The 20,029-nt window shown below is 64.8% G+C and carries 17 protein-coding genes and 2 pseudogenes; 5 read left to right on the forward strand and 14 right to left on the reverse strand.

Translation table 11 applies throughout. From position 1 onward, the window contains the following. Positions 1-10: 10 nt before the first annotated feature. Positions 11-1,141 (reverse strand): zinc-dependent alcohol dehydrogenase family protein, encoded by a 1,131-nt coding sequence (locus tag EJ105_RS12060; protein ID WP_250166518.1) that lies wholly within the window; start codon positions 1,139-1,141, stop codon positions 11-13. A gap of 123 nt (positions 1,142-1,264) precedes the next feature. Between EJ105_RS12060 and EJ105_RS12065 the strand changes: the two genes are divergently transcribed. From EJ105_RS12065 to EJ105_RS12075, 3 genes are read left to right on the forward strand one after another with little or no spacing between them, the layout of a single operon-like run. Further along, entirely contained in the window at positions 1,265-2,152 is an 888-nt protein-coding gene (locus tag EJ105_RS12065) for an FAD binding domain-containing protein (protein ID WP_250166519.1), read from the forward strand. Next, a complete protein-coding gene (locus EJ105_RS12070; RefSeq protein WP_250166520.1) occupies positions 2,149-2,631 on the forward strand; it encodes a (2Fe-2S)-binding protein in 483 nt (160 codons plus the stop codon). Before EJ105_RS12065 ends, EJ105_RS12070 begins: the two co-directional genes overlap by 4 nt. Then, positions 2,628-5,012 (forward strand): xanthine dehydrogenase family protein molybdopterin-binding subunit, encoded by a 2,385-nt coding sequence (locus tag EJ105_RS12075; protein WP_250166521.1) that lies wholly within the window; start codon positions 2,628-2,630, stop codon positions 5,010-5,012. Before EJ105_RS12070 ends, EJ105_RS12075 begins: the two co-directional genes overlap by 4 nt. Positions 5,013-5,447: 435 nt before the next feature. Here EJ105_RS12075 and EJ105_RS12080 read toward each other — a convergent pair whose 3' ends face one another. The 5 genes from EJ105_RS12080 to EJ105_RS12100 are packed head-to-tail and all read right to left on the reverse strand — an operon-like array spanning position 5,448 to position 9,873. Next, on the reverse strand, positions 5,448-6,992 hold the full coding sequence (locus tag EJ105_RS12080; RefSeq protein WP_250166522.1) for a class I adenylate-forming enzyme family protein: 1,545 nt from the start codon (positions 6,990-6,992) through the stop codon (positions 5,448-5,450). Between the two features lie 44 nt (positions 6,993-7,036). Next, positions 7,037-7,789, reverse strand: coding sequence for an SDR family NAD(P)-dependent oxidoreductase (locus EJ105_RS12085; protein ID WP_250166523.1), 753 nt, complete (start codon positions 7,787-7,789; stop codon positions 7,037-7,039). Positions 7,790-7,846: 57 nt separating this feature from the next. Continuing rightward, positions 7,847-8,608, reverse strand: a complete 762-nt coding sequence (locus EJ105_RS12090) for an N-acyl homoserine lactonase family protein (protein WP_250166524.1) — start codon at positions 8,606-8,608, stop codon at positions 7,847-7,849. Between the two features lie 22 nt (positions 8,609-8,630). Further along, positions 8,631-9,404 carry an enoyl-CoA hydratase-related protein gene (locus tag EJ105_RS12095; RefSeq protein ID WP_250166525.1) on the reverse strand — a complete coding sequence of 258 codons (774 nt, stop codon included), beginning with the start codon at positions 9,402-9,404 and terminating at the stop codon, positions 8,631-8,633. A 10-nt stretch (positions 9,405-9,414) separates the two neighbouring features. Continuing rightward, positions 9,415-9,873 carry an acyl-CoA thioesterase gene (locus tag EJ105_RS12100; protein WP_250166526.1) on the reverse strand — a complete coding sequence of 153 codons (459 nt, stop codon included), beginning with the start codon at positions 9,871-9,873 and terminating at the stop codon, positions 9,415-9,417. 405 nt (positions 9,874-10,278) lie between these two features. Here EJ105_RS12100 and EJ105_RS12105 point away from each other — a divergent pair, with 405 nt between their 5' ends. Further along, positions 10,279-11,481, forward strand: coding sequence for an ABC transporter substrate-binding protein (locus EJ105_RS12105; protein ID WP_250166580.1), 1,203 nt, complete (start codon positions 10,279-10,281; stop codon positions 11,479-11,481). Positions 11,482-11,537: 56 nt separating this feature from the next. On the opposite strand, the gene EJ105_RS12110 is transcribed toward EJ105_RS12105, so the two are convergent. Both EJ105_RS12110 and EJ105_RS12115 read right to left on the reverse strand, forming a co-directional pair. After that, positions 11,538-12,602 (reverse strand): winged helix-turn-helix transcriptional regulator, encoded by a 1,065-nt coding sequence (locus EJ105_RS12110; protein WP_250166527.1) that lies wholly within the window; start codon positions 12,600-12,602, stop codon positions 11,538-11,540. Positions 12,603-12,811: 209 nt separating this feature from the next. Then, a pseudogene (locus EJ105_RS12115) lies at positions 12,812-13,436 on the reverse strand (LysR substrate-binding domain-containing protein); the annotation flags it as partial. On the opposite strand from EJ105_RS12115, the pseudogene EJ105_RS12120 reads away from it, so the two are divergent. Beyond that, positions 13,437-13,828 (forward strand): annotated as a pseudogene (locus tag EJ105_RS12120) (molybdopterin cofactor-binding domain-containing protein); the annotation flags it as partial. A gap of 259 nt (positions 13,829-14,087) precedes the next feature. On the opposite strand, the gene EJ105_RS12125 reads toward EJ105_RS12120, so the two are convergent. Genes EJ105_RS12125 through EJ105_RS12150 form a run of 6 tightly spaced genes read right to left on the reverse strand, consistent with a single transcriptional unit; the run spans position 14,088 to position 19,683 of the window. Beyond that, the gene (locus tag EJ105_RS12125; protein ID WP_250166528.1) at positions 14,088-15,290 is read right to left on the reverse strand and encodes an ABC transporter substrate-binding protein; all 1,203 of its coding nucleotides are present in this window, start codon (positions 15,288-15,290) and stop codon (positions 14,088-14,090) included. A 43-nt stretch (positions 15,291-15,333) separates the two neighbouring features. Next, positions 15,334-16,266 carry a 3,5-dioxohexanoate:acetyl-CoA acetone transferase gene (kce, locus tag EJ105_RS12130; RefSeq protein WP_250166529.1) on the reverse strand — a complete coding sequence of 311 codons (933 nt, stop codon included), beginning with the start codon at positions 16,264-16,266 and terminating at the stop codon, positions 15,334-15,336. 32 nt (positions 16,267-16,298) lie between these two features. Further along, entirely contained in the window at positions 16,299-17,282 is a 984-nt protein-coding gene (locus tag EJ105_RS12135) for a branched-chain amino acid ABC transporter permease (protein WP_250166530.1), read from the reverse strand. Between the two features lie 10 nt (positions 17,283-17,292). Then, positions 17,293-18,174 (reverse strand): branched-chain amino acid ABC transporter permease, encoded by an 882-nt coding sequence (locus tag EJ105_RS12140; RefSeq protein ID WP_250166531.1) that lies wholly within the window; start codon positions 18,172-18,174, stop codon positions 17,293-17,295. 35 nt (positions 18,175-18,209) lie between these two features. Beyond that, positions 18,210-18,923, reverse strand: coding sequence for an ABC transporter ATP-binding protein (locus tag EJ105_RS12145; RefSeq protein WP_250166532.1), 714 nt, complete (start codon positions 18,921-18,923; stop codon positions 18,210-18,212). Position 18,924: 1 nt separating this feature from the next. Next, positions 18,925-19,683, reverse strand: a complete 759-nt coding sequence (locus EJ105_RS12150) for an ABC transporter ATP-binding protein (RefSeq protein ID WP_250166533.1) — start codon at positions 19,681-19,683, stop codon at positions 18,925-18,927. Between the last annotated feature and the right edge of the window lie 346 nt (positions 19,684-20,029).

The following is a 20,029-nucleotide window of genomic DNA, read 5'->3' on the forward strand; positions in this document are numbered from 1 at the left end:
GGAGCCGTCCTCAGCCTTCAAAATTGACCACGAGGCGCACCACGGAGCCGTCGTGCAGCCGGTCGAAGCCTTCATTGATCTGGTCGAGCGCGATGCGGCCGCTCATGAGGCGATCCACCGGGAGGCGGCCGGCCTTGTAGAGCTCGATGTAGCGGGGCACGTCTCGCACCGGCACGCAGGTGCCGATATAGCTGCCCTTCACCGTGCGCTCCTCCGCCACGAGGCTCACGATATTCACGGGAAGCGTTGCATCGGGCGGTGGCAGGCCGGCGGTCACGGTAGTGCCGCCGCGCCTGGTCATGCGATAGGCATTCTCCAGCGCCCGTGCCGAGCCGGCGAACTCGAAGGCGAAGTCCGCCCCGCCGCCGGTGAGCGCCTTGACCTGCTCAATGGCATCGGGCGCGCGTGCGTCCACCACGCCCGTCGCCCCGAGGTCCTTGGCGAGCGCGAGCTTGTCCGGTGACAGATCCACCGCCACGACGCGCGCCGCCCCGGCCGCCAACGCACCCAGCACCGCCGCGAGGCCGACGCCGCCGAGGCCGATGACCGCCACGGTTTCGCCCGCCTGCACCCGCGCGGTGTTCACCACCGCGCCGACCCCGGTGAGGACCGCACAGCCGAACAGGGCGCCGATGGACAGAGGTATATCCTTGTCTATCTGAACCAATGAGCGACGGGAGACCACGGCATATTCCGCAAAGGCCGAGCAACCCAGATGGTGGTGAATCACCTCCTCGCCCTCGTGCAGGCGAGTGGCCCCGGTGAGCAGCTCGCCCTTGCCGTTGGCGGCCGCGCCGGGCTCGCACAGGGCCGGGCGGCCCTGCGAGCAAGGCTGGCAATGGCCACAGCTGGGCATGAACACCATGACGACGTGGTCGCCCGGCTTGAGGTCATCGACGCCCTTGCCCACCTCCACCACGACGCCGGCGGCTTCATGGCCGATGGCCATGGGCATGGGACGCGGGCGGCTGCCGTTGATGACGGACAGGTCCGAATGACACAGACCCGCCGCGGCGATCTTCACCAGCACTTCGTCGCGTCCCGGCGGATCGAGCTCCACCTCTTCGATGCGAAGCGGCTGGGTTTCCGCGTAGGGCATCTGCGCGCCCATGTCCCGCAAGACGGCGGCTTTGATTTTCATCGCCTGGTGCTCCTCCATCATCCGGCCCGCTTGCAGTGGGACCTCGGCAGCTTGACATGCTCTATCATAGTCTATTTATACAAGTCACTAGGGAGCGGAAACGCACATGCCGGAAATGATCGTATGAAGCCCGCCCGGTTCGACTATGTCCGCGCCGAGAGCATTGCCCATGCGGTGGAGGTGCTGGCCGACGCTGGCGGTGACGGAAAGGTTCTCGCGGGCGGCCAAAGCCTGATGCCCATGATGAACTTCCGGCTGGTGAAGCCCTCGGTGCTGGTGGACATCAACCATATTGCGGAGCTCGACCGCATCGAACACCGGGGCGACAGGCTCCATGTCGGCGCGCTGGTGCGACACCGCATGACGGCGGAGGACGCGCTCGTGGTCCGGCACATCCCCGTGCTGCATCACGCCATGAAGCATGTGGCGCACCTCACCGTGCGCAACCGTGGGACCTTCTGCGGCAGCGTCTGCCATGCCGATCCCGCCGCCGAGATGCCGATGATGACGGTGTTGCTGGACGGCACCATTCATACGGCCTCGCCACGGGGATCACGCGCCTTGCCGGCACGGGACTTCTTCGTCGGCTCGCTCGTGACTGCGCTGGAGCCGGACGAGATGGCCACCAGCATCGAGATCGCAGTGCCTGCTGAAGGCAGCGGGTGGGGTTTCGAGGAGTTCGCGCGCCGCCACGGCGACTATGCGCTCGCCGCCATCGCGGTGCTGATGGAGCGGCGGGATGGCCAGGCCCGCAACGTCCGCGTCGCCATGATGGGGGTCGGCGACACGCCCCTGAGGTTGTTGGATGTGGAAGCCGCTCTCGAAGGTCGGGAGGTCACGAGGGCCGCGCTCGACGAAGCCATCGAAGCTCTCAAGATGTCGATCGATCCGAATTCGGATCTCAACGCTTCGTCCGACTACCGTCGCCATCTCGCGGCCGTCCTCGCCCGCCGCGCGCTCGGGGACGCATGGAGCCGCACCCGGCAGACGTCGGTGGAGATTGCTGCATGAGCGCCGAGGCCAGGATCACCGTAACCGTCAACGGGCTGAGTTGCACCCGCACGGTCGATGCGCGCCTTCTACTCAGCGATTTCCTGCGCCACGAGCTCGGCCTGACAGGCACCCATGTGGGCTGCGAACACGGCGTGTGCGGCGCCTGCACCATCCTGCTCGACGGGCGCAGCGCACGTTCCTGCCTGACCCTGGCCATCCAGGCGGACGGCGCGAATATCGAGACCGTGGAGGGACTCGGCCGCATCGGGGAGCTGGGCCGTGTGCAGCAGGCCTTCCGGGACCATCATGGCCTGCAGTGCGGCTTCTGCACTCCCGGCTTCCTGATGACCATCACCGACATGCTGCGCCATCACAGCCTCGAAAACGATGAGGACATTCGCGAGGCACTTTCGGGAAACATCTGCCGTTGCACGGGCTACGAGCACATCGTCAATGCCGTGCGGGAATTGGCACGGGAGAGGGGGCCGTTGAAATGAGCGCCATTGACGCTTCCGTGGAGATGCGCCCTAAGCTCGTGGGCCAGCGCATCAAGCGCACCGAGGATCCCCGCCTCCTGACCGGCAGCGGGCGCTATGTGGACGACATCGCTCCAGCGGGCCTCCTGCACCTCGCCGTGATGCGCAGCGACCATCCCCATGCTCGGATCCGCGCCATCAATGTGGGCGAAGCCTTTGCGATTCCGGGCGTCGTTGCCATCTTCGACGCGGGCGACATAAAGGGGGATTTCCGGTCGGCCGTTCCCACGTCCCGGATGAAGGGCTACTACGCCACCCCCATCCGCCCCCTTGCCGAGGGCAAGGTGCGCTACGTGGGCGAACCGATGATCGCGGTGGTGGCGGAAAGCCGCTACGCCGCCGAGGATGCGCTGGAGCACATCTCGGTCGATTATGAGCCCCTCCCGTTTGCCATCCGCCAGGTGGACGCGGTGGCGGACGATGCGCCGCTCCTCCACGACGAGGCGGGCACCAATGTCATCATCGCCCGCGAATTTGCACGCGGCGATGTGGAAAAGGTCCTCGCGGACGCCGCGGTGGTGGTGAAGGGTCGCTTCCGCATGACGCGCAAGACGCCTATGCCCATGGAGGGCCGATCCTACCTTGCGGAGTGGGACCGGCGGCGGCAGGCGCTCACGCTCCACTCCTCCACCAACATTCCCGGCATCATCAGGGATGTGCTCTCGGGCTGCCTCGATCTGCCCGGCAACCGGATGCGGGTGGTGGCGCCGGACGTGGGCGGCAGCTTCGGCGGCAAGGGCTCGCTGAACCACGAGGAGATGCTCGTCTGCGTGCTGGCGCGCAAGCTGGAGCGGCCGGTGAAGTTCGTCGCCGACCGCATGGAGGACCTCACCGCCATGAGCCAGGCCTTCGACGAGCTGATCGAGGCGGAGCTGGCGGTGGATGCGGACGGGCGCCTGCTCGGGCTCAAGGCGGATGTGATCGGCGACATCGGCGCCTACTCCATCTACCCCTGGACCGGGGCGCTGGAACCGGTTCAGGTCGTGAGCTTCCTGCCCGGCCCCTACCGCATTGAGCATTATCGCGGGCGGGTGCGCGGCGTGCTCACGCCGAAGCCGCCGACCGGTCCCTATCGCGGCGTGGGGCGGCCGTCCTCCACCTTCGCCATGGAGCGCCTCATCGAGATGGCGGCTCGCAAGCTGGGCATGGACCCGGTGGAGATCCGCCGCCGTAACCTTGTCCGGGCCGAGGAGTTCCCATACCGCACCGGCTCCGGCATCATCTGGGACCGTTCCGCTTTCCAGGAATGCCTCGAAGGCGCCTGTGACCTCGCCGACTACCCCGCCTTGCTCAGGGCGCGTGATGCGGCGCGCGCCGAGGGCCGGTGGGTGGGCATTGGCCTTGCGAGCTATGCGGAGCTGACCGGCATCGGTTCGCGCATCGCCGTGGCCCCGGGGATGCCAATCAATACCGGGACCGAGACCTCCACCATCCGCATCGACGCCACTGGCGCGGTCACGGCGGCGTTCGGCATCTCCTCCCACGGGCAGGGGCTGGAGACGACCCTCGCCCAGGTTGTCGCCGACGAGCTCGGCTGCCGCATGGAGGATGTGGAGATCCAGCATGGCGACAGCGCCCTTGTGCCCATGGGCACCGGCACCTATGCCAGCCGTTCCGCCGTGCTCGGCGGCGGCGCGGCCACGAAGACGGCGCGCGTGGTGAAGGCCAAGGTGCTGAAGGCGGCCGCCTACCTGATGGCTGTGCCAATAGAGGATTTGGTGGCCGAAGGCGGCGTTATCCGGGCCTCCTCCTCCAACGCCACCATGACCTTCAAGGAGCTGGCGCACGCGGTTTATGCGCAGATGGGGCGCATTCCCCACGACCAGCGCGAAGACCTCGTCGCCTCCGAGACCTACGACCCCTATCTCGGCACAGCCTGCTCCTCCACCCATCTCGCTATGGTGGAGATCGATCCCGGCACCTATGGCGTCACGGTGACGCGCTTCGTGGTGGCCGAAGATTGCGGCCGCATTATCAACCCGCTGATCGTCGACGGTCAGGTGCACGGCGCGGTGGCGCAGGGCATCGGCGCGGCGCTTCTGGAGGAGGTGGTGCACGATGCGGATGGACAACTCCTGACCGCGAGTCTCGCCGACTATCTCGTCCCGGTGGCGACCAACGTGCCGGACATCGGCATCGTCCATATCGAAGCGGAGCTGCCGAACAATATTGGCGGGTTTCGCGGCATGGGCGAAGGCGGGACCATCGGCGCGCCGGCGGCTATCGCCAATGCGGTGTCTGACGCGCTCTCCCACCTTGGCGTCGAGGTGGACACGTTACCGGTGACGCCAGAGCGCATCTTCCGCATGGTGGAGGACGCCCGCACCATCAGGAAGGCTTGACGGCGCCGGCTCCTTCCATGGCCATCAGTTCGATCAAGAGCCTGGACCATAACTGCCGCTGAGTTTGAAGCAGGCCAATCAGCGTAGTTGGGTTCTGTCGCCAACGAGTTGGAAAGACGTGTTGTCAAGTAGATTCAAGGTGGTGGCGTTGGCACTGCGTTCAATCTGCATGATCTCGGCGAGAATCGACGTGGCTATATCAGGCGCGCTCCTGGCACCGGAGAAGAGACCTGCGGGTCCGCGAATCCGATGCCAGGTCCCGTCAAGCTTTCTCAATGCGAGACTCCTCCCGGCATTCAACCTGATTGCCCGCCCTCAATCTCGAGCGATATACTGCGCTGCACTCGCCAGGGCAGAGCGCAAGAGGTGGGATGTGACCCTCGCCGTGCGCTGATCGGGATGCCCGTACGCAATCGAATACTGCCCAGGTGCGCTCTAGATTTGCGGTTGCGCCATCTCCTTCAAGCGGAAGCGGATGATCTTGCCGGACCCGGTGCGGGGAATCTCGTCCACCTGATGAACCACGTGCGGCACCTTGTAGGAGGACAGGTGCAGGCGGCAGTGCTCGATCAGCGCCTGATCGTCGAAGCTCGCATCCCGCGCTACCACGTAGAGCGCCGGGACCTCGCCGAGCTGGGGATGGGGGATACCGGCCACCGCGCAGTCCAGCACGCTGGCGAAGGCGAGCACCACCTCCTCGATCTCCGCCGGTGCGATATTCTGCCCGCCTCGGATGATCAGCTCCTTGAGCCGGCCGGTGATGGTGACGAAGCCGTTACGATCCGCCTTGGCCAGGTCGCCCGTATGGTACCAACCGTTGCGCAGGGCCTTCGCGGTCTCCTCCGGTTGGTTGTGGTAGCCGAGCATCACGTTCGGCCCGCGCACGATCAACTCGCCTTCCTCGCCCGGTTCGAGGTCGCGCAGGCTAACAGGATCTACGATACGCAGGGCGACGCCCGGCAGGGGCAGGCCGCACGATCCCATGACCCGGGAAGAGGACGCCGCATTCATGGTCACCATGGTCGAAGTCTCAGTGATGCCGTAGCCATCGAGCAGTGGCACTCCGAAGGCCCCCTCGAACGTGGAATTGAGCGCCGCCGGCATGATGGCGCCCGCTGACACGCACACCCTGATGCCTGGCAGGGTCTTTCGCCCCTCGGCCTGCGCCGCCTCCATGAGATAATGGAAAATGGTCGGCACGCCGGGAAGGACGGAGAACTCGCCGCTCTCCAAGAGCCGTGTCGCCTCACGGGTCGAGTATTTCTCGAGGATATATTCGCTCGCCCCGGTGGCGACGATGGACAACACCGAGAAACTGAGGGCATAGGAATGGAAAAGTGGCAAGGGTGAGAGCACCGTGTCCTCCGCGCTCAGCCCCACCACCGGAGCCCAGCAGACCGCCGTCACCCAGAGCATGCTGCGACAGGAGAGCAGCACGCCCTTGGCCCGGCCCGTGGTGCCGGACGTATAGATGATGAAGGATGCCGCATCGATGTCCACGGGATCGCGCGGGGGCGAAGCCGCCGGCATGTCGGCCAGAGCGGCGAAGCTCCCGACATCATCCGATGGAGCATCCACCACCAGGATATCAACGACGCTGGGCGCCTCCGAGCGCAGGCCTTCCACCATACCTGCGTGCGAGGTGGTGGTGATCACGATCCGGCACGCCGCATCGGAGAGACGGTAGGAGATCTCGCTCGCGCTCGCCTCCGCGCTGATGGGAACAGCGACCGCGCCAGCCCGGACGATGGCGAGACAAGATTCCACCCAGGCGACGGAGTTAGGCAGGAAGATTGCGACCCGATCGCCGGGGCCGACACCTAGGTTGGCGAAGTGCCCGGCGAGGTTCGCCGTGCGCCGTTCCAGCTCGGCGTAGGTGACATGGCGTTGGGCGTCGCGGAAGGCGACCTTCGTGCCTCGCTCCACCGCGTGGCGCCGCAACAGCTCCGATACCGGAGCAATGAGATCCGCCTTGAGCATCTGTTCCTCCGATATCGATGCCGCGTTCTGGGGCGCGGCTTCGTTCACACCATGCAGAAGCCGCCGGAGATGGAGAGCACCTGCCCGGTGATCCACGAGCCCTTCGGCGAGGCGAGCAGCGCCACCGCGGGGGCGATGTCCTCGGGCTGGCCGAGGCGGCGCAGGGGATAGAATTTCGTCAGCTTGTCGCGGTTGGCCTCCACCCAGGCCTTGTCGTGGGCGGTCTCGATGAGGCCCAGCGAGATGGTGTTGGCGGTGACGCCGGAGCGGCCGAGCTCGCGCGCCAGCGACTTCATCAGCGCGATCACCCCGGCGCGCGCGGCGGCGACGATGGCAAGGCCCGATTCGCCCACGCGGGACGAGTCCCCCACCACCGCGATGAGCCGCCCGTCGCCGCTCTTCTCCAGATAGGGCACCGCCGCGTGCGCCAGGTGGATGGCGCCATAAAGGCAGGTGTCGATCTGGCTCTTCCATTCCTTCTGGGTGCTGTCGGTGAACTTCTGGCGGATGGCGAGGCCGGCATTGTTGACGACGATGTCGAGGCCGCCGAAATCGGCCGCCACCGCGTCCACCATGGTCTTCACCTCGGCCAGATCCGCCACGTCCGCCTTGTAGGCCCTGGCGCGGCCGCCGCGGGCGGTGATCTCGTCCACCACCGCCTGCGCCTCCTCGGCGGAGTTGCGGTAGTTCACCGCCACCGCCGCGCCCTCGCCGGCCAGCGCCAGGGAGATTTCCCGGCCCACGTCGCGCGCGCCGCCGGTGACGAGGGCCACCTTGCCCTTCAGGTTCAGATCCATGGAAATCGTGCCTCGTGCCAGATGTGGGATATCGGAGGAGAAAGCGGGCGCCGCGACCTATTCGTAGGCGTCGGCCCCCTTGCGCAGGCTTGCATATTGCGCGTCGTCGTGGCCGCACAGGACGGCGGCGCCTGCCGCCTCGATCCGGTGGATCTCGGCGATGGTCTTCACGTGCTGCTCCACGTTCCAGGTGTTCTTGGGCACCACGCCGGCGTCGAGGCTGGACCTGAGGCTCACCGCGTCCGAGGCGAGCAGGAAGGCCCCGTCGCGATCCAGCGTCACCAGCGCCCCGGTGAGCCCCGGCGTGTGCCCCGGCAGCGGGATGAGTGTGATGCGGCCGTCGCCGAACAGGTCCTTCTCCCCCTCGATCAGCTCCAGGGGGTTGGGCTGGTCCCACTCCACCCGGAGGTAGCCGGCGGCCTGGGCGTTCTCGGCCTTGGCGGCGGCGAGCTCCAGCGCGTGCACCACCACCGTCGCCTTGCGGAAGAAGCCGTTGCAACCGCAATGGTCGGGATGGAAGTGGGAGCAGATGACCACGTCGATGTCATCCGGCGCGAGGCCGACGCAGGCGAGCTGCGACACCACGTTGTCGTCGGGACCCATGATGGGCGTCATGGCCCGCGCCACCCCGCCCCAGCGGCCCTCCGCATCGGTGACCACGGCCGGGTTGCAGCCGGTGTCGAACAGCACGTTGCCCTGGCCATGGCGCAGCAGGAACGAGGACACCGGCAGCTCGATGGTCTCGGCGCGGTCGGCGTCGGGCTGGTAGACGTGCCTCTTCATCCGCAGCCGCCCGCCGTTCAGGACATGCATCTTCATGGCGTGATCTCCCTCCCGGCGCTCAGCGCCCCTGGAAGCGCGGCGGGCGCTTCTCGGCGAAGGCGGTGCGGCCTTCCTGGTAGTCGAAGCTGCGCGAGGCCTCGTCGATGAGGCGCTGGGCGGCGGCCACGTCGAGCGCCCCCGGACCCATGGCGAGGCCGTCGAGGATGAACTTGGCCCCGGCCACCGAGAGCGGGGCGTTGGCGGCGATCTTCGCGGCGAAGGCGCGGGCGGCGGCGGGCGCGTCGTCCGCCACCTCGTCGGCGAAGCCGGTCTTCAGCGCGGCGCCGGCGTCCAGCCGGTCGGCGGTGAACAGCAGCCGCTTGGCCTGCGCCAGCCCCACGAGGTTCAGCAGGCGCTGGGTGCTGCGCACGCCGTAGACGATGGAGAGCCGCGCCGCCGGGATGCCGAAGATGGCGGAGGGGGCGGCGAAGCGGAAGTCGCAGGACATGGTGAGGTGGCAGCCGCCGCCGAGGCAATAGCCCGAAACCACCGCGATGGTGGGCTTGCCCGCCCCGGCGATGGCATCCGACGAGGCGTCCACCGCCTCCTCGTAGGCGATGGACTGCTCCACCGTGTGGCGCACCTTGGGAAACTCGGAAATGTCCGCGCCCACGGAGAAGTCCGCGCCCGCCCCGGTCAGGAGGATGGCCCGCACGTCCGGGTCGGCGCCCAGCGTGGTGAAGATGTGCGCCACGTCCTGCCACATGGCCAGCGTCATGGCATTGCGCTGCGCCGGGCGGTTCAGGGTGACGGTGGCGACGTGGTCGTGAACGGCGACTTGGATATCGGACAAGGCGGGCCTCCTAGCGCACGCCGTCGCGGGGCGCGACGACGAGGGCAGAAAGCACCGCCCGCAGCCTGTCCGGCAAGGGGACCGGACGGTTCGTCGCGCGGTCCACATAGACGTGGATGAAATGGCCCTGCGCGCAGGCGACGTCGTCATCGTCGCGGAACAGGCCGATCTCGTAGCGCGCGCTTGAGGTGCCGAGCCGGCCGATGCGCAGGCCCGCATGGACCTTGGACGGAAACGACAGAGACGAGAAGTATTGGCACCTTGTTTCCGCGACGAGGCCGATGACGGGGCTCGTCTCGATGTCCAGCGCGCCGTTCTCGATCAGGTAATGGCCGACCGCCGTGTCGAAGAAGGAGTAATAGACCACGTTGTTCACGTGCCGGTAGACGTCGTTGTCCATCCAGCGGGTGGTGATGTCGCGGAAGTGCCGATAGTCGGCGCGGCGGTCGGGGGCGGCGCGCTCACTCACCGCCGGTCTCCCGGCGTGGCGCGGCGCCGGCTCGGCGGCGCGGACAATCCCCGCAAGCATCGAAACCTCGCACGCTCATCTCCCGCCCAGGGCGCCACCGGATGACCGGTTCCGACGCTCAATTCGTAGCTTGCATTAATAGACTAAAAATGCTCTTGTCAACGCCGTCTTGAGAGTTTCTGCAGTGGGTAACCCCCGCAGATGACGGTTTGTTCAAGTGACATAAGGCTTTGCTGCGTTGCGACAGACGAGCCGTCGAGCAGTCTCAAGCATTAAGTTCACCTAAGAAATGGACATGGCGCACGCAGCCGGCCGGCAGGCCGCTGCGGCCCCAATAAGTAGAAGGGCGCGCGCCAGTCGGGGACACCGGAGGAAACGATGCCCAAGTTCGCCCAGATCACCCTCATGTGCGCCGCGCTCGCGGTGCCGCTGCCGGCGCTGGCCCAGCCGCAGCCTGGCAAAATCTCGAACGACGTGGTGAAGATCGGGGTGCTGACAGACATGTCGGGCCAGTTCTCCCACGAGGCGGGCGAGGGCTCCGTCACGGCGGTGAAGATGGCGGTGGAGGACTTCGGCGGCAAGGTGCTTGGCAAGCCGGTCGAGGTCATCGTCGCCGACCACCAGAACAAGACCGAGATCGCCATCGCCAAGGCCAAGGAATGGTTCGACGTGGACCACGTCGACATGATCGCGAACCTGATCAATTCGGCGGTGGCCATCGGCGTCGCCGGGGTCGCCAAGGAGAAGAACGGCATCGCCATCGTCAACGGCTCGGGCTCCTCGCGCCTCACCGGCGATGCCTGCACGCCCAATTCCATCCACTACGCCTATGACACCTATGCCCTCGCCGTGGGCACCGGCAACGAGCTGATCAGCGAGGGCAAGAAGCGCTGGTTCTTCCTCACCGCCGACTACGCCTTCGGCCACGCGCTGGAGGCCGACACCGCCGCGGTGGTGAAGGCCGGCGGCGGGGAGGTGGCGGGCGCGGTGCGCTATCCCATCAACACGCTGGACCACGGCTCGTTCATGCTCCAGGCCCAGGGCTCGAAGGCCGACGTGGTGGCCATCGCCGGCTCCGGCACCGTGTTCATCAACGCGGTGAAGTCAGCCAAGGACTTCGGCCTCACCCAGTCCGGCAAGCAGGTTCTGGCGGGCCTTTTGGTCTGGATCACCGACATCCATTCCATGAGCCTGGAGGCGGCGCAGGGACTGGTGCTGACCAACGCCTTCTACTGGGACCGGGACGAGGAGACCCGCGCCTTCGCCAGGAAGTTCGAGGCGAAGATGGGCCGCAAGCCGCACATGGGCGATGCCGGCGACTATTCCTCCACCATGCACTACCTCAAGGCCGTGCAGGCCGCCGGCACCGACGAGGCCCAGGCGGTGATGGCCAAGATGCGCGAGATGAAGGTGAACGACTTCTTCGCCAAGGACGGATACATCCGCGCCGACGGCCGCTTCGTCCACGACATGTACGTCTACCAGGTGAAGACCCCGGCCGAATCCAAGGGGCCGTGGGACTATTACAAGCTGGTCACCGTCATTCCCGGCGACAGGGCCTTCCGGCCGCTGTCGGAGAGCGCCTGCCCGCTGGTGAAGAAGCAGTAGCGCCGAAGACGCCGTGCGCTGAAGGCGGCGCTCCGCGGGGCGCCGCCTTTGGCTCGTCAGTCCTCGGGCGGGGCGTCCGGAAAGACGAGGTCCATGCGGTCGCTCGCCTGGGGGGCGCCGAAGCGCGCCGGATCGTAGTTCAGCCGATAGCGCATGTCGTGCGCCGCGATCGGCTTGCGGCAGTGGTCGCACACCACCACGGCGGTGAAATCGTGGCCGCAGTCGCGATGGGTGAGGATGAGCGGCGGATCGCCGCCCGCCAGCCACCGGTCGCCCCACGCCGCCATGGTGATGAAGGCGCCGTAGAGGTCCTTGCCCATCTCGGTGAGGCGATACTCATGGCGCTCCGGCAGGTCCTGGTACTTGCGGCGCTCGAATACGCCGCGCGCCACCAGGCGGGCGAGGCGCTCGGTGAGGATGTTGGGGGCGATCTTCAGCTCGTTCTGCAGCTGGTCGAAGCGGCGCACGCCGAAGAAGGCCTCGCGCAGGATGAGGAAGCTCCAGCGGTCGCCGATGATCTCCAGCGCCCGCGACACCGAGCTCGGCCGCCCGCGGGAGAAGCTCGCCGATTCCGCCGTCCGCCGCGCCCGCTTCATGGGCTCCAGCGGCGTGCGGCCGGCGCCCGGCCCGTCGCGGTAGCTGACCCGCGTCGCCTTCACCTCGCCCAGGCAGTGGGAGCAGGCCACATAAGGCTGGCACGCCTGCCCGCAGGTGGCGTGGACGAGCTTGAGCGGCGGCCCCTCCGGGCCTGCGAGCCAGCGGTCGCCGAAGCCGATGAGGGCGACGAAGCTCGGATAGAGGTCCATGCCGCAGCGGGTGAGATGATACTCGACCCGGCTCGACTTGGCGGAATAGTGCACCTGCCGGAAGATGCCGCGCAGCGTCAGCCGCTTCAGCCGCTCGGAAAGGGTGCCGCGCGGCAGGCCCAGGGCCGTGCGGAACTCCTCGAACCGGCGCGCGCCGAAGAATGCCTCGCGGATGACGAGGAAGCTCCAGGCGTCGGACACGATGGCGATGGTTCGGCCCACCGAGCAGTTGCGCTCGAAGAGCTGAACACTGCTACCGCTGCGCACATCACGCCTTACTGCGCGCACCGACGTCGCGCGCTCCTGGGTCGACATTGGCGCTCCTGTCGCTACGCAGCTTCCCTTCGGTTCAGATATAATATGAACTTGGTCGCTCCGCACCCTTTGCGAGATGGAATTTACCCGATCCCTGAGGATCCGCACCGGCCGAGCCGTTCTTTGCAAATCGACGGTTGCCGCATTGCGGTATCGGTTCGGAAAACGACCGGTGCGCTATTCCGATTACCCCTGCAAAGCAGTCCGTTGCGGTGCCGGAATGCATCCAGCAGGACCGCAAACGCCGCCGAGCGCTGACGGCTCGGATATTAGAGGTGATATCCTTCGAAAGGCGGGCACCAATCATCGAGGACGCAGACCAGCCGGCCGTTTGCTAGATGCGCCGACACGCGGTCTTCCATGACGAAGGCTAGCCCGAAACCGGCGATAGCCGCGCGCACAACCATATGGGTGTTGTCGAAAGCCAGCTGTCCATTGACCCGCACCCGGACTTGCCGCCCATCCTTCTCCAACTCCCCAGCGTAGAGACTGCCGGAACTCAGCATGCGCTGATTGATGCATTGGTGCTCGGCTAGGTCGTGTGGAGCCTGGGGAGTCGGGCGGTCCTTGAAGTTAGGTCGGCGCTCCGGGGATGACCGTCCGCAAGTCGGGCCCGATCCACGTGGCGATCATGTCCTTGGCGATCCCTTCGCCACGCCGCACGCCCGCATCGAACCGTTCGGCCACGATGTCGGTCAATCCGGAATCAATGCTCAGCTCGATATGGATGTCAGGAAAGTTAGGCAGCAGTTTCTCGATCGCAGGCCACAAGATGGTAACGGCAGCATGCTCGGATGCCGTTATGCGCAACGTCTTTGCCAGCTTTTCCTCGAGGCGGCGGCAGCAGAAGTGTCGGTAACCAGGGGACGGCTGAAGATCCACCGCATCGTGGCGGCGACCGACCCCGGCCATGTGGTCAACCCGCAGCAGGTCGATGCACAGGTCGACGACTCGTTCGTCTATGGGCTGTCGGCCCTGCTCTTTGGCGAGCGCACCGTCAAGGACGGACGTATCGAGCAACAGAACTTCGACACCTACAACATGATGCGGCCGGATGAGATGCCGGTGGCGGATGTGCTCATCATGCCGTCCGGTCGCTTCTGGGGCGGTGTCGGTGAGCCTACATCACGGTGGCCGCTCCTGCCGTGCTGAACGACGTCTGTGCCGCGACAGGAAAGCGTGTTCGCAACCTGCCGCTGAAGAACGTCGATCTTGGCACGAGTTGAGAAAGCAGACGTCGCGTCGAGCACCGCAAGAGGCTGCACGGCGCGACGTGTGGGGCCGTATAGATGAAAGCTGCTGCACATTTGCAGGCCGAATGCGGCGAACCGTCGGACCCGTTCCCTCTGTTGTGCCCAGCGTCGAAAGTACCTGTCTCGACTGAACACAAGCTGAGCTGTGTTCAAAGGCCCAACGTCAGCACCGCAACAAAAGGCACGGCCCCCACATCGGCTTGACCTCTGCAGCTCCGTCAAAATCACGCCGTCACCGAACGATGGGACATCCGCCTTGCTCGATCGGCCGAAAGGCATGATCCCCTGGGATCACGGAAAGTACCTTGGAGTAATCCCAGGGGCCCGTCGACTCGGTTATTTTCTTCACCTGCATGAGATACATATCATGAACCATTCGGCCATCGGCGCGGAGCCGTCCGCCTTTCGCGAAGGCATCGTTGATAGGGGCCTCACGCATCTTTGCCATTACCGCCGGCGCGTCGTCCGTGCCCGCGGTTTCGATCGCTTTCAGATAGTGCCTGACGGCGGAGTAGCTACCCACCTGGATCATGCTTGGCATGCGACCGGTCCTGTCGATGAACGCCTTGGCGAAAGCGCGACTTTCTGCGTCGCGATTCGGATCCCATCCATCCATGAAGACTAGGTCTTGGGCGGATTTCAGTCCCAGAGCGTGGATGTCCGTGGGAAACATGAGCAAGCTTGCAAGCGTCTGCCCTCCCTGGGGAATCCCAAACTCCTGGGCTTGCTTGATGGCGTTGGCCGTATCGCCGCCCGCATTGGCGAGGGCGATCACCTTCGCCTTCGATCCCTGAGCCTGGAGCAAATATGAGGAAAAGTCGGATGCGTTGAGGGGATGGCGGACCGCTCCTAAAATCTTACCGCCATTCGCCTTCAGGACATCCGACAGATCCTTTTCCAGGGCGTGGCCGAAGGCGTAATCCACCGTCAAGAAAAACCAGCTGTCTCCAAGCTTCTGGAGCCCAACCGTTCCCATCCCCTGCGATAGCGCATAGGTGTCATAGGTCCACTGAGCGGTGGTGGGGGAGCATGAAGCGCCGGTCAATTGTGCCGTGCCGCCACCGGAGACCAGCAGGACCCTGTTCTTGCGTTTCGCGATGTCCTGGACCGCAAGCGCCGCCGCCGAATTCGGCACATCGACGATCACGTCCACCTGCTCAGTGTCGATCCATTTGTTGGCGATGGCGGATGCGACATCGGGCTTGTTCTGATGATCCGCGAATATAAGCTCGATCGGGCTGCCTGCGACCTTGCCACCAGCCTCCTCTATGGCCATCCGCACAGCCTCAACGGACCCCATGCCGGTCGATTCTGCGTAGGGTCCCGACATGTCGTTCATGACGGCGATCTTCACCTTGCCATCGGAAGGTCCAGCGTGAGCAGCCGCAAGTGACAAGAATGAACTCGCGACGAGGGCAAGAGAGATCGCTTTCATGGTATCCTCCCGGTATTATTTGCGTTTCTTCGTGTCTCAGCACTCAAAATGCTACTTTGTCCGCGCCTTTGGTTTGGAGCATCTGTCGCGCTTCGTCCGGCGTAGCGACATCAATGCTCAGTTCATCGAGGATACGCCGAATTTTTGCGACCTGCTCGGCATTGGATGTCGCGAGCCGGCCCCGTCCCGCGTACAAACTGTCTTCGAGTCCGACGCGAACGTTGCCGCCGAGAAGCGCGCTCATGGTGACGAAGGGCATTTGATGACGGCCGGCGCCAAGGACCGAGAGGTAGTAATCGTCTCCGAAAAGGCGATCGGCGGTTGCCTTCATATGCAACAGATTTTCTGGATCGGCGCCAATTCCACCCAGTATCCCGAAAATGCATTGAATGAAAAATGGCGGCTTGACGATATGCCGGTCTGCAAAATGCTTCAGGGTGTAGAGATGTGAAACATCATAACATTCAAATTCAAACCGGGTGCCGTAGTCTCCGAGATCCCTCATGCCACGCTCGATTTGTTCGAATGTATTTGAAAGAATGAACCCCGTCGTCGATTCGAGATAGGGTCGTTCCCACTCATACTTGAATTCGTCGATCTTCCGGGCTGCGCCCGAGATATTGAAGTTCATGGACCCCATGTTCATGGATGCAACTTCGGGCTGAGCCCATTTGGCGGCGGCGAGGCGCTCGTCGAGCGTCATCCCCAGTCCGCCGCCCGTAGTGATGTTGATGATGGCATTGCTCTGCTGCTTGATGCGCGGCAAGAACTGTTCGAAGATTTCGGGAGCAGCCGATGGCTGCCCCGTTTCCGGGTCGCGGGCGTGAAGGTGGATCATAGCCGCACCGGCCTCTGCTGCCGCAACAGCTTCGCGCACGATCTCATCGGGCGTGATCGGCAAGTGCGGAGACATGGTCGGTGTGTGAATGGAGCCTGTGATCGCACAGGTCACGATAACTTTTTCGACGCGCTTCATCTGCTGTCCTTCCAATTCCCAAAAAAGTGGATTTACTTCTTGTAATTCCTGGCAATTGCGAGGAGTTCTCCAACCAGCCCCCGGCGGAACAGGGACACCGCGGCGACGAAGATGACGCCCTGGATCACCAGCACCCATTCGCCGAGCCCGGCGAGATAGTTCTGCATGGTGACGATCACCGCAGCACCGACGACGGGGCCGAAAATGGTTCCCATGCCACCGACCAATGTCATCAACACTGCCTCGCCCGACATCTGCCAGGCCACGTCAGTGAGCGAGGCGAGTTGGAACACCAGTACCTTGGCGGAGCCGGCAAGGCCGGCGAGTGCGGCCGAAAGAACGAAGGCGACGAGCTTGTATTGGTTCACCCGGTAGCCCAGCGAGATGGCGCGCGGCTCGTTTTCGCGGATGGCTTTCAGCACCTGCCCGAACGGTGAGTGGATCGCCCGGTAGATGACCAGGAAGCCGGACACGTAGATGGCCAGCACCACATAATAGAGGTTCATGTCCTTTGTGATATCGATGATGCCGAAAAAGGCTCGCCGTGGCACCGCCTGCAGGCCGTCCTCGCCGCCGGTGAAACGCACCTGGAGGCAGAAGAAGAAGAACATCTGCGCCAGCGCCAGCGTCACCATGGCGAAATAGATGCCCTGGCGGCGGATGGCGAGCAGGCCGACAATGAACCCTACCACGGCGGCGAAGGTAACACCTGCGAGGAGGCCGAACTCCGGAGTGAAGCCCATGACCTTGACAGCGTGAGCACAGATATAGGCCGAACCACCAAAAAACATGGCATGGCCGAAGGAGAGCAGCCCAGTGTAGCCGAGCATGAGGTTGAAGGCGGACGCGAACAGCGCGAAGCACATCACCTTCATGAGGAACACGGGATACACGGCGAACGGGGCAACCAGCAGCGCGCCCACCGCGACGATACCCAAGATGACGCCGGGGTTGGAGCCGACAACACCGTATGTCGCCGGGGCAGGGGCGAGATTGGTCGGGGAGGGAGTGCTCATCTCGGCGCCCTTACTTGGCTGTGCCGAACAGGCCGGCGGGCTTCACCATGAGCACGATGGCCATGATGACGAAAATCACCGTGGAGGAGGCCTCCGGGTAGAACACCTTGGTCAGGCCCTCGACGATGCCGAGGCCGAAGCCGGTGAGGATGGCGCCCATGATGGAGCCCATGCCGCCGATCACCACCACCGCAAACACCACGATGATGAGGTTGGAGCCCATGGTGGGGCTCACCTGGTAGGCGGGGGCCGCGAGCACGCCGGCAAGCGCCGCGAGGCCCACGCCGAAGCCGTAGGTGAGGGTGATCATGCGCGGCACGTCGATGCCGAAGGCCTGCACCAGGTCCGGCCGCTCGGTGGCGGCGCGCAGGTAGGAGCCGAGCTTGGTGCGCTCGATCACGTACCAGGTGGCGATGCACACCACGAGGGAGGCCACCACCACGAAGGCGCGGTAGTTGGGCAGGAACATGAAGCCGAGGTTGGTGCCGCCCGGCAGCGGATTGTTGTAGGGCAGGCCCGAGGAGCCGTACTGCCGCCGGAACAGGCCCTCGAGGATGAGGGCGAGGCCGAAGGTGAGCAGCAGCCCGTAGAGATGATCGAGGTGGTAGAGTCGTTTGAGCAACGTGCGCTCGATCACCATGCCGATGATGGCCACGATGATGGGCGACAGCACCAGCGCGCCCCAGAATGGGATGCCGGCATAGTTGAGCAGCATCCACGCCCCGAACGCGCCCATCATGTATTGCGCGCCGTGGGTGAAGTTGATCACGTTCAAAAGGCCGAAGATCACCGCGAGCCCGAGGCTCAGCATGGCGTAGAAGGCGCCGTTGATCAGGCCGAGCAGCAATTGCCCGAACAGGGCCTGCGGAGGAATGCCGAGGAGCTCGAACATCAAAGATCCGATCTAAAAGGTATTCTTGAGCGGCTTCAGACGCCGAGGAACGCTTCGAGACGCGCCGCGTTTTCTGCGATCTTGTCGTTGGGGACCATGTCCACCACGCGTCCGTGCTCCACCACGTAGTGGCGATCGGCAACCGTGGAGGCGAAATGGAAATTCTGCTCCACCAGCAGCACCGTGAACCCCTTCTTCTTGAGGTCCCGGATGATCTGGCCGATGTGCTGGACAATCACCGGGGCGAGGCCCTCGGACGGCTCGTCCAGAAGCAGGAGCTTGGCGCCGGTGCGCAGGATGCGGGCGATGGCGAGCATCTGCTGCTCGCCACCCGACAGCTTGGTGCCCTGGCTGTTGCGCCGCTCTTCCAGCCGCGGGAACAGTTCGTGGACCTCGTCCACGGTCAGCCCGCCCGGCAGCACGACCGGCGGCAAAAGCAGGTTCTCGCGCACCGAGAGCGAGGCGAAGATGCCGCGCTCCTCGGGGCATATGGCGATGCCGAGGCGCGCGATCTTGTTGGGCTGCAATCCAACCGTTTCAGTGCCCTGGTAGCGGATGGAGCCGGCGCGCTTGCGCAACAGGCCCATGATGGCCCGCATGGTGGTGGTCTTGCCGGCGCCGTTGCGGCCCAGCAGCGTCACCACCTCGCCGGGATGGACATCGAAGGTCATGCCGTGCAGCACATGGCTCTCGCCATAGTGGCCGTGCAGGTCCTTCACCTCGAGCAGGGGAGTTGCGTTCGCGGCCATCTCAATGCGCTCCACCGGTGCCCATGTAGGCCTCGACGACCTGCGGGTTCTTCGACACCTCGGAATAGGGTCCCTCGGTGAGGATCTCGCCGCGGGCGAGCACGGTGATCGTGTCGGAGAGGTCGGAAACCACCGAGAGATTGTGCTCCACCATCAGGATGGTGCGGCCCTCGGAAACGCGCTTGATGAGATCCGCGGTGCGGGCGATGTCCTCGCGGCCCATGCCGGAGGTGGGCTCGTCCAGCAGCAGCATCTCCGGCTCCAGCGCCAGTGTGGTGGCAATCTCCAACGCCCGCTTGCGGCCGTAGGGAAGCTCAACCGCAAGATGTTTGGCGTAGGAGGTCAGGTCCACGTCGGCCAGCAACGCCATGGCGCGGTCGTTCAGCGCGTCCAGCGAAGTCTCCGATTTCCAGAAATGGAAGGAGTTGCCGATGGGACGCTGCAGCGCGATGCGGACATTCTCCATCACGGTGAGGTGCGGGAACGTCGCCGAGATCTGGAACGAGCGCACCATGCCGAGCCGGGCGACATCCGCCGGCGGCGTGCGCGTGATGTCCTTCCCGTTCAGGCGAATGGTGCCGCGGGTCGGATCCAGAAACTTGGTGATCAGGTTGAAGCAGGTGGTCTTCCCCGCACCATTCGGCCCGATCAGGGCGTGAATGGTGTGCCGGCGGATCCTGAGGTCAACGTTCTTGACCGCAGCAAATCCCTTGAATTCCTTGGTCAAACCAGACGCTTCAACGATCAAAGTGCCATCCATGCCGATGCGCCCTCCCCAGAGCGTCCTCGCCTTATTCCCAGGGTCGCGTGCTGAGCCACGCCCTCTCCGACCGTAACTTTCATTATTAAACTAATAATGGGTTGTCAAATGCCCTTTTTGAACGCAAGGGAGCCCAGGAGCTCAGATTGCGACAGGTGAGCCGTCAAGCCCATACATGTTGTAGGGATAGCCATCGCCGCGGCTTAAGCGGTTGCTTCACGGGAGGGAACGTCGCCAGAAAACCGGCGCCGAAGCGAGACCTTCACCCATTGCTATGCATGGATGGAGGGCTCGTCAGTGTCCCGTGAGCGAACTACAAATCTACGATGCAAACCAGCCAAGGCAC

This window comes from Xanthobacter aminoxidans (assembly GCF_023571765.1).
GTDB lineage: Bacteria > Pseudomonadota > Alphaproteobacteria > Rhizobiales > Xanthobacteraceae > Xanthobacter > Xanthobacter aminoxidans.

What these genes read in the sequence shown, in the direction of transcription:
- EJ105_RS12105 (WP_250166580.1), top strand. Translation starts at nt 10,279, where the DNA reads ATGTGCGCCGCGCTCGCGGTGCCGCTGCCGGCGCTGGCCCAGCCGCAG.
- EJ105_RS12140 (WP_250166531.1), bottom strand. Translation starts at nt 18,174, where the DNA reads ATGTTCGAGCTCCTCGGCATTCCTCCGCAGGCCCTGTTCGGGCAATTG.
- EJ105_RS12075 (WP_250166521.1), top strand. Translation starts at nt 2,628, where the DNA reads ATGAGCGCCATTGACGCTTCCGTGGAGATGCGCCCTAAGCTCGTGGGC.
- EJ105_RS12090 (WP_250166524.1), bottom strand. Translation starts at nt 8,608, where the DNA reads ATGAAGATGCATGTCCTGAACGGCGGGCGGCTGCGGATGAAGAGGCAC.
- EJ105_RS12060 (WP_250166518.1), bottom strand. Translation starts at nt 1,141, where the DNA reads ATGAAAATCAAAGCCGCCGTCTTGCGGGACATGGGCGCGCAGATGCCC.
- kce (WP_250166529.1), bottom strand. Translation starts at nt 16,266, where the DNA reads ATGAAGCGCGTCGAAAAAGTTATCGTGACCTGTGCGATCACAGGCTCC.
- EJ105_RS12065 (WP_250166519.1), top strand. Translation starts at nt 1,265, where the DNA reads ATGAAGCCCGCCCGGTTCGACTATGTCCGCGCCGAGAGCATTGCCCAT.
- EJ105_RS12150 (WP_250166533.1), bottom strand. Translation starts at nt 19,683, where the DNA reads ATGGATGGCACTTTGATCGTTGAAGCGTCTGGTTTGACCAAGGAATTC.
- EJ105_RS12135 (WP_250166530.1), bottom strand. Translation starts at nt 17,282, where the DNA reads ATGAGCACTCCCTCCCCGACCAATCTCGCCCCTGCCCCGGCGACATAC.
- EJ105_RS12145 (WP_250166532.1), bottom strand. Translation starts at nt 18,923, where the DNA reads ATGGCCGCGAACGCAACTCCCCTGCTCGAGGTGAAGGACCTGCACGGC.
- EJ105_RS12085 (WP_250166523.1), bottom strand. Translation starts at nt 7,789, where the DNA reads ATGGATCTGAACCTGAAGGGCAAGGTGGCCCTCGTCACCGGCGGCGCG.
- EJ105_RS12125 (WP_250166528.1), bottom strand. Translation starts at nt 15,290, where the DNA reads ATGAAAGCGATCTCTCTTGCCCTCGTCGCGAGTTCATTCTTGTCACTT.
- EJ105_RS12110 (WP_250166527.1), bottom strand. Translation starts at nt 12,602, where the DNA reads ATGTCGACCCAGGAGCGCGCGACGTCGGTGCGCGCAGTAAGGCGTGAT.
- EJ105_RS12070 (WP_250166520.1), top strand. Translation starts at nt 2,149, where the DNA reads ATGAGCGCCGAGGCCAGGATCACCGTAACCGTCAACGGGCTGAGTTGC.
- EJ105_RS12080 (WP_250166522.1), bottom strand. Translation starts at nt 6,992, where the DNA reads ATGCTCAAGGCGGATCTCATTGCTCCGGTATCGGAGCTGTTGCGGCGC.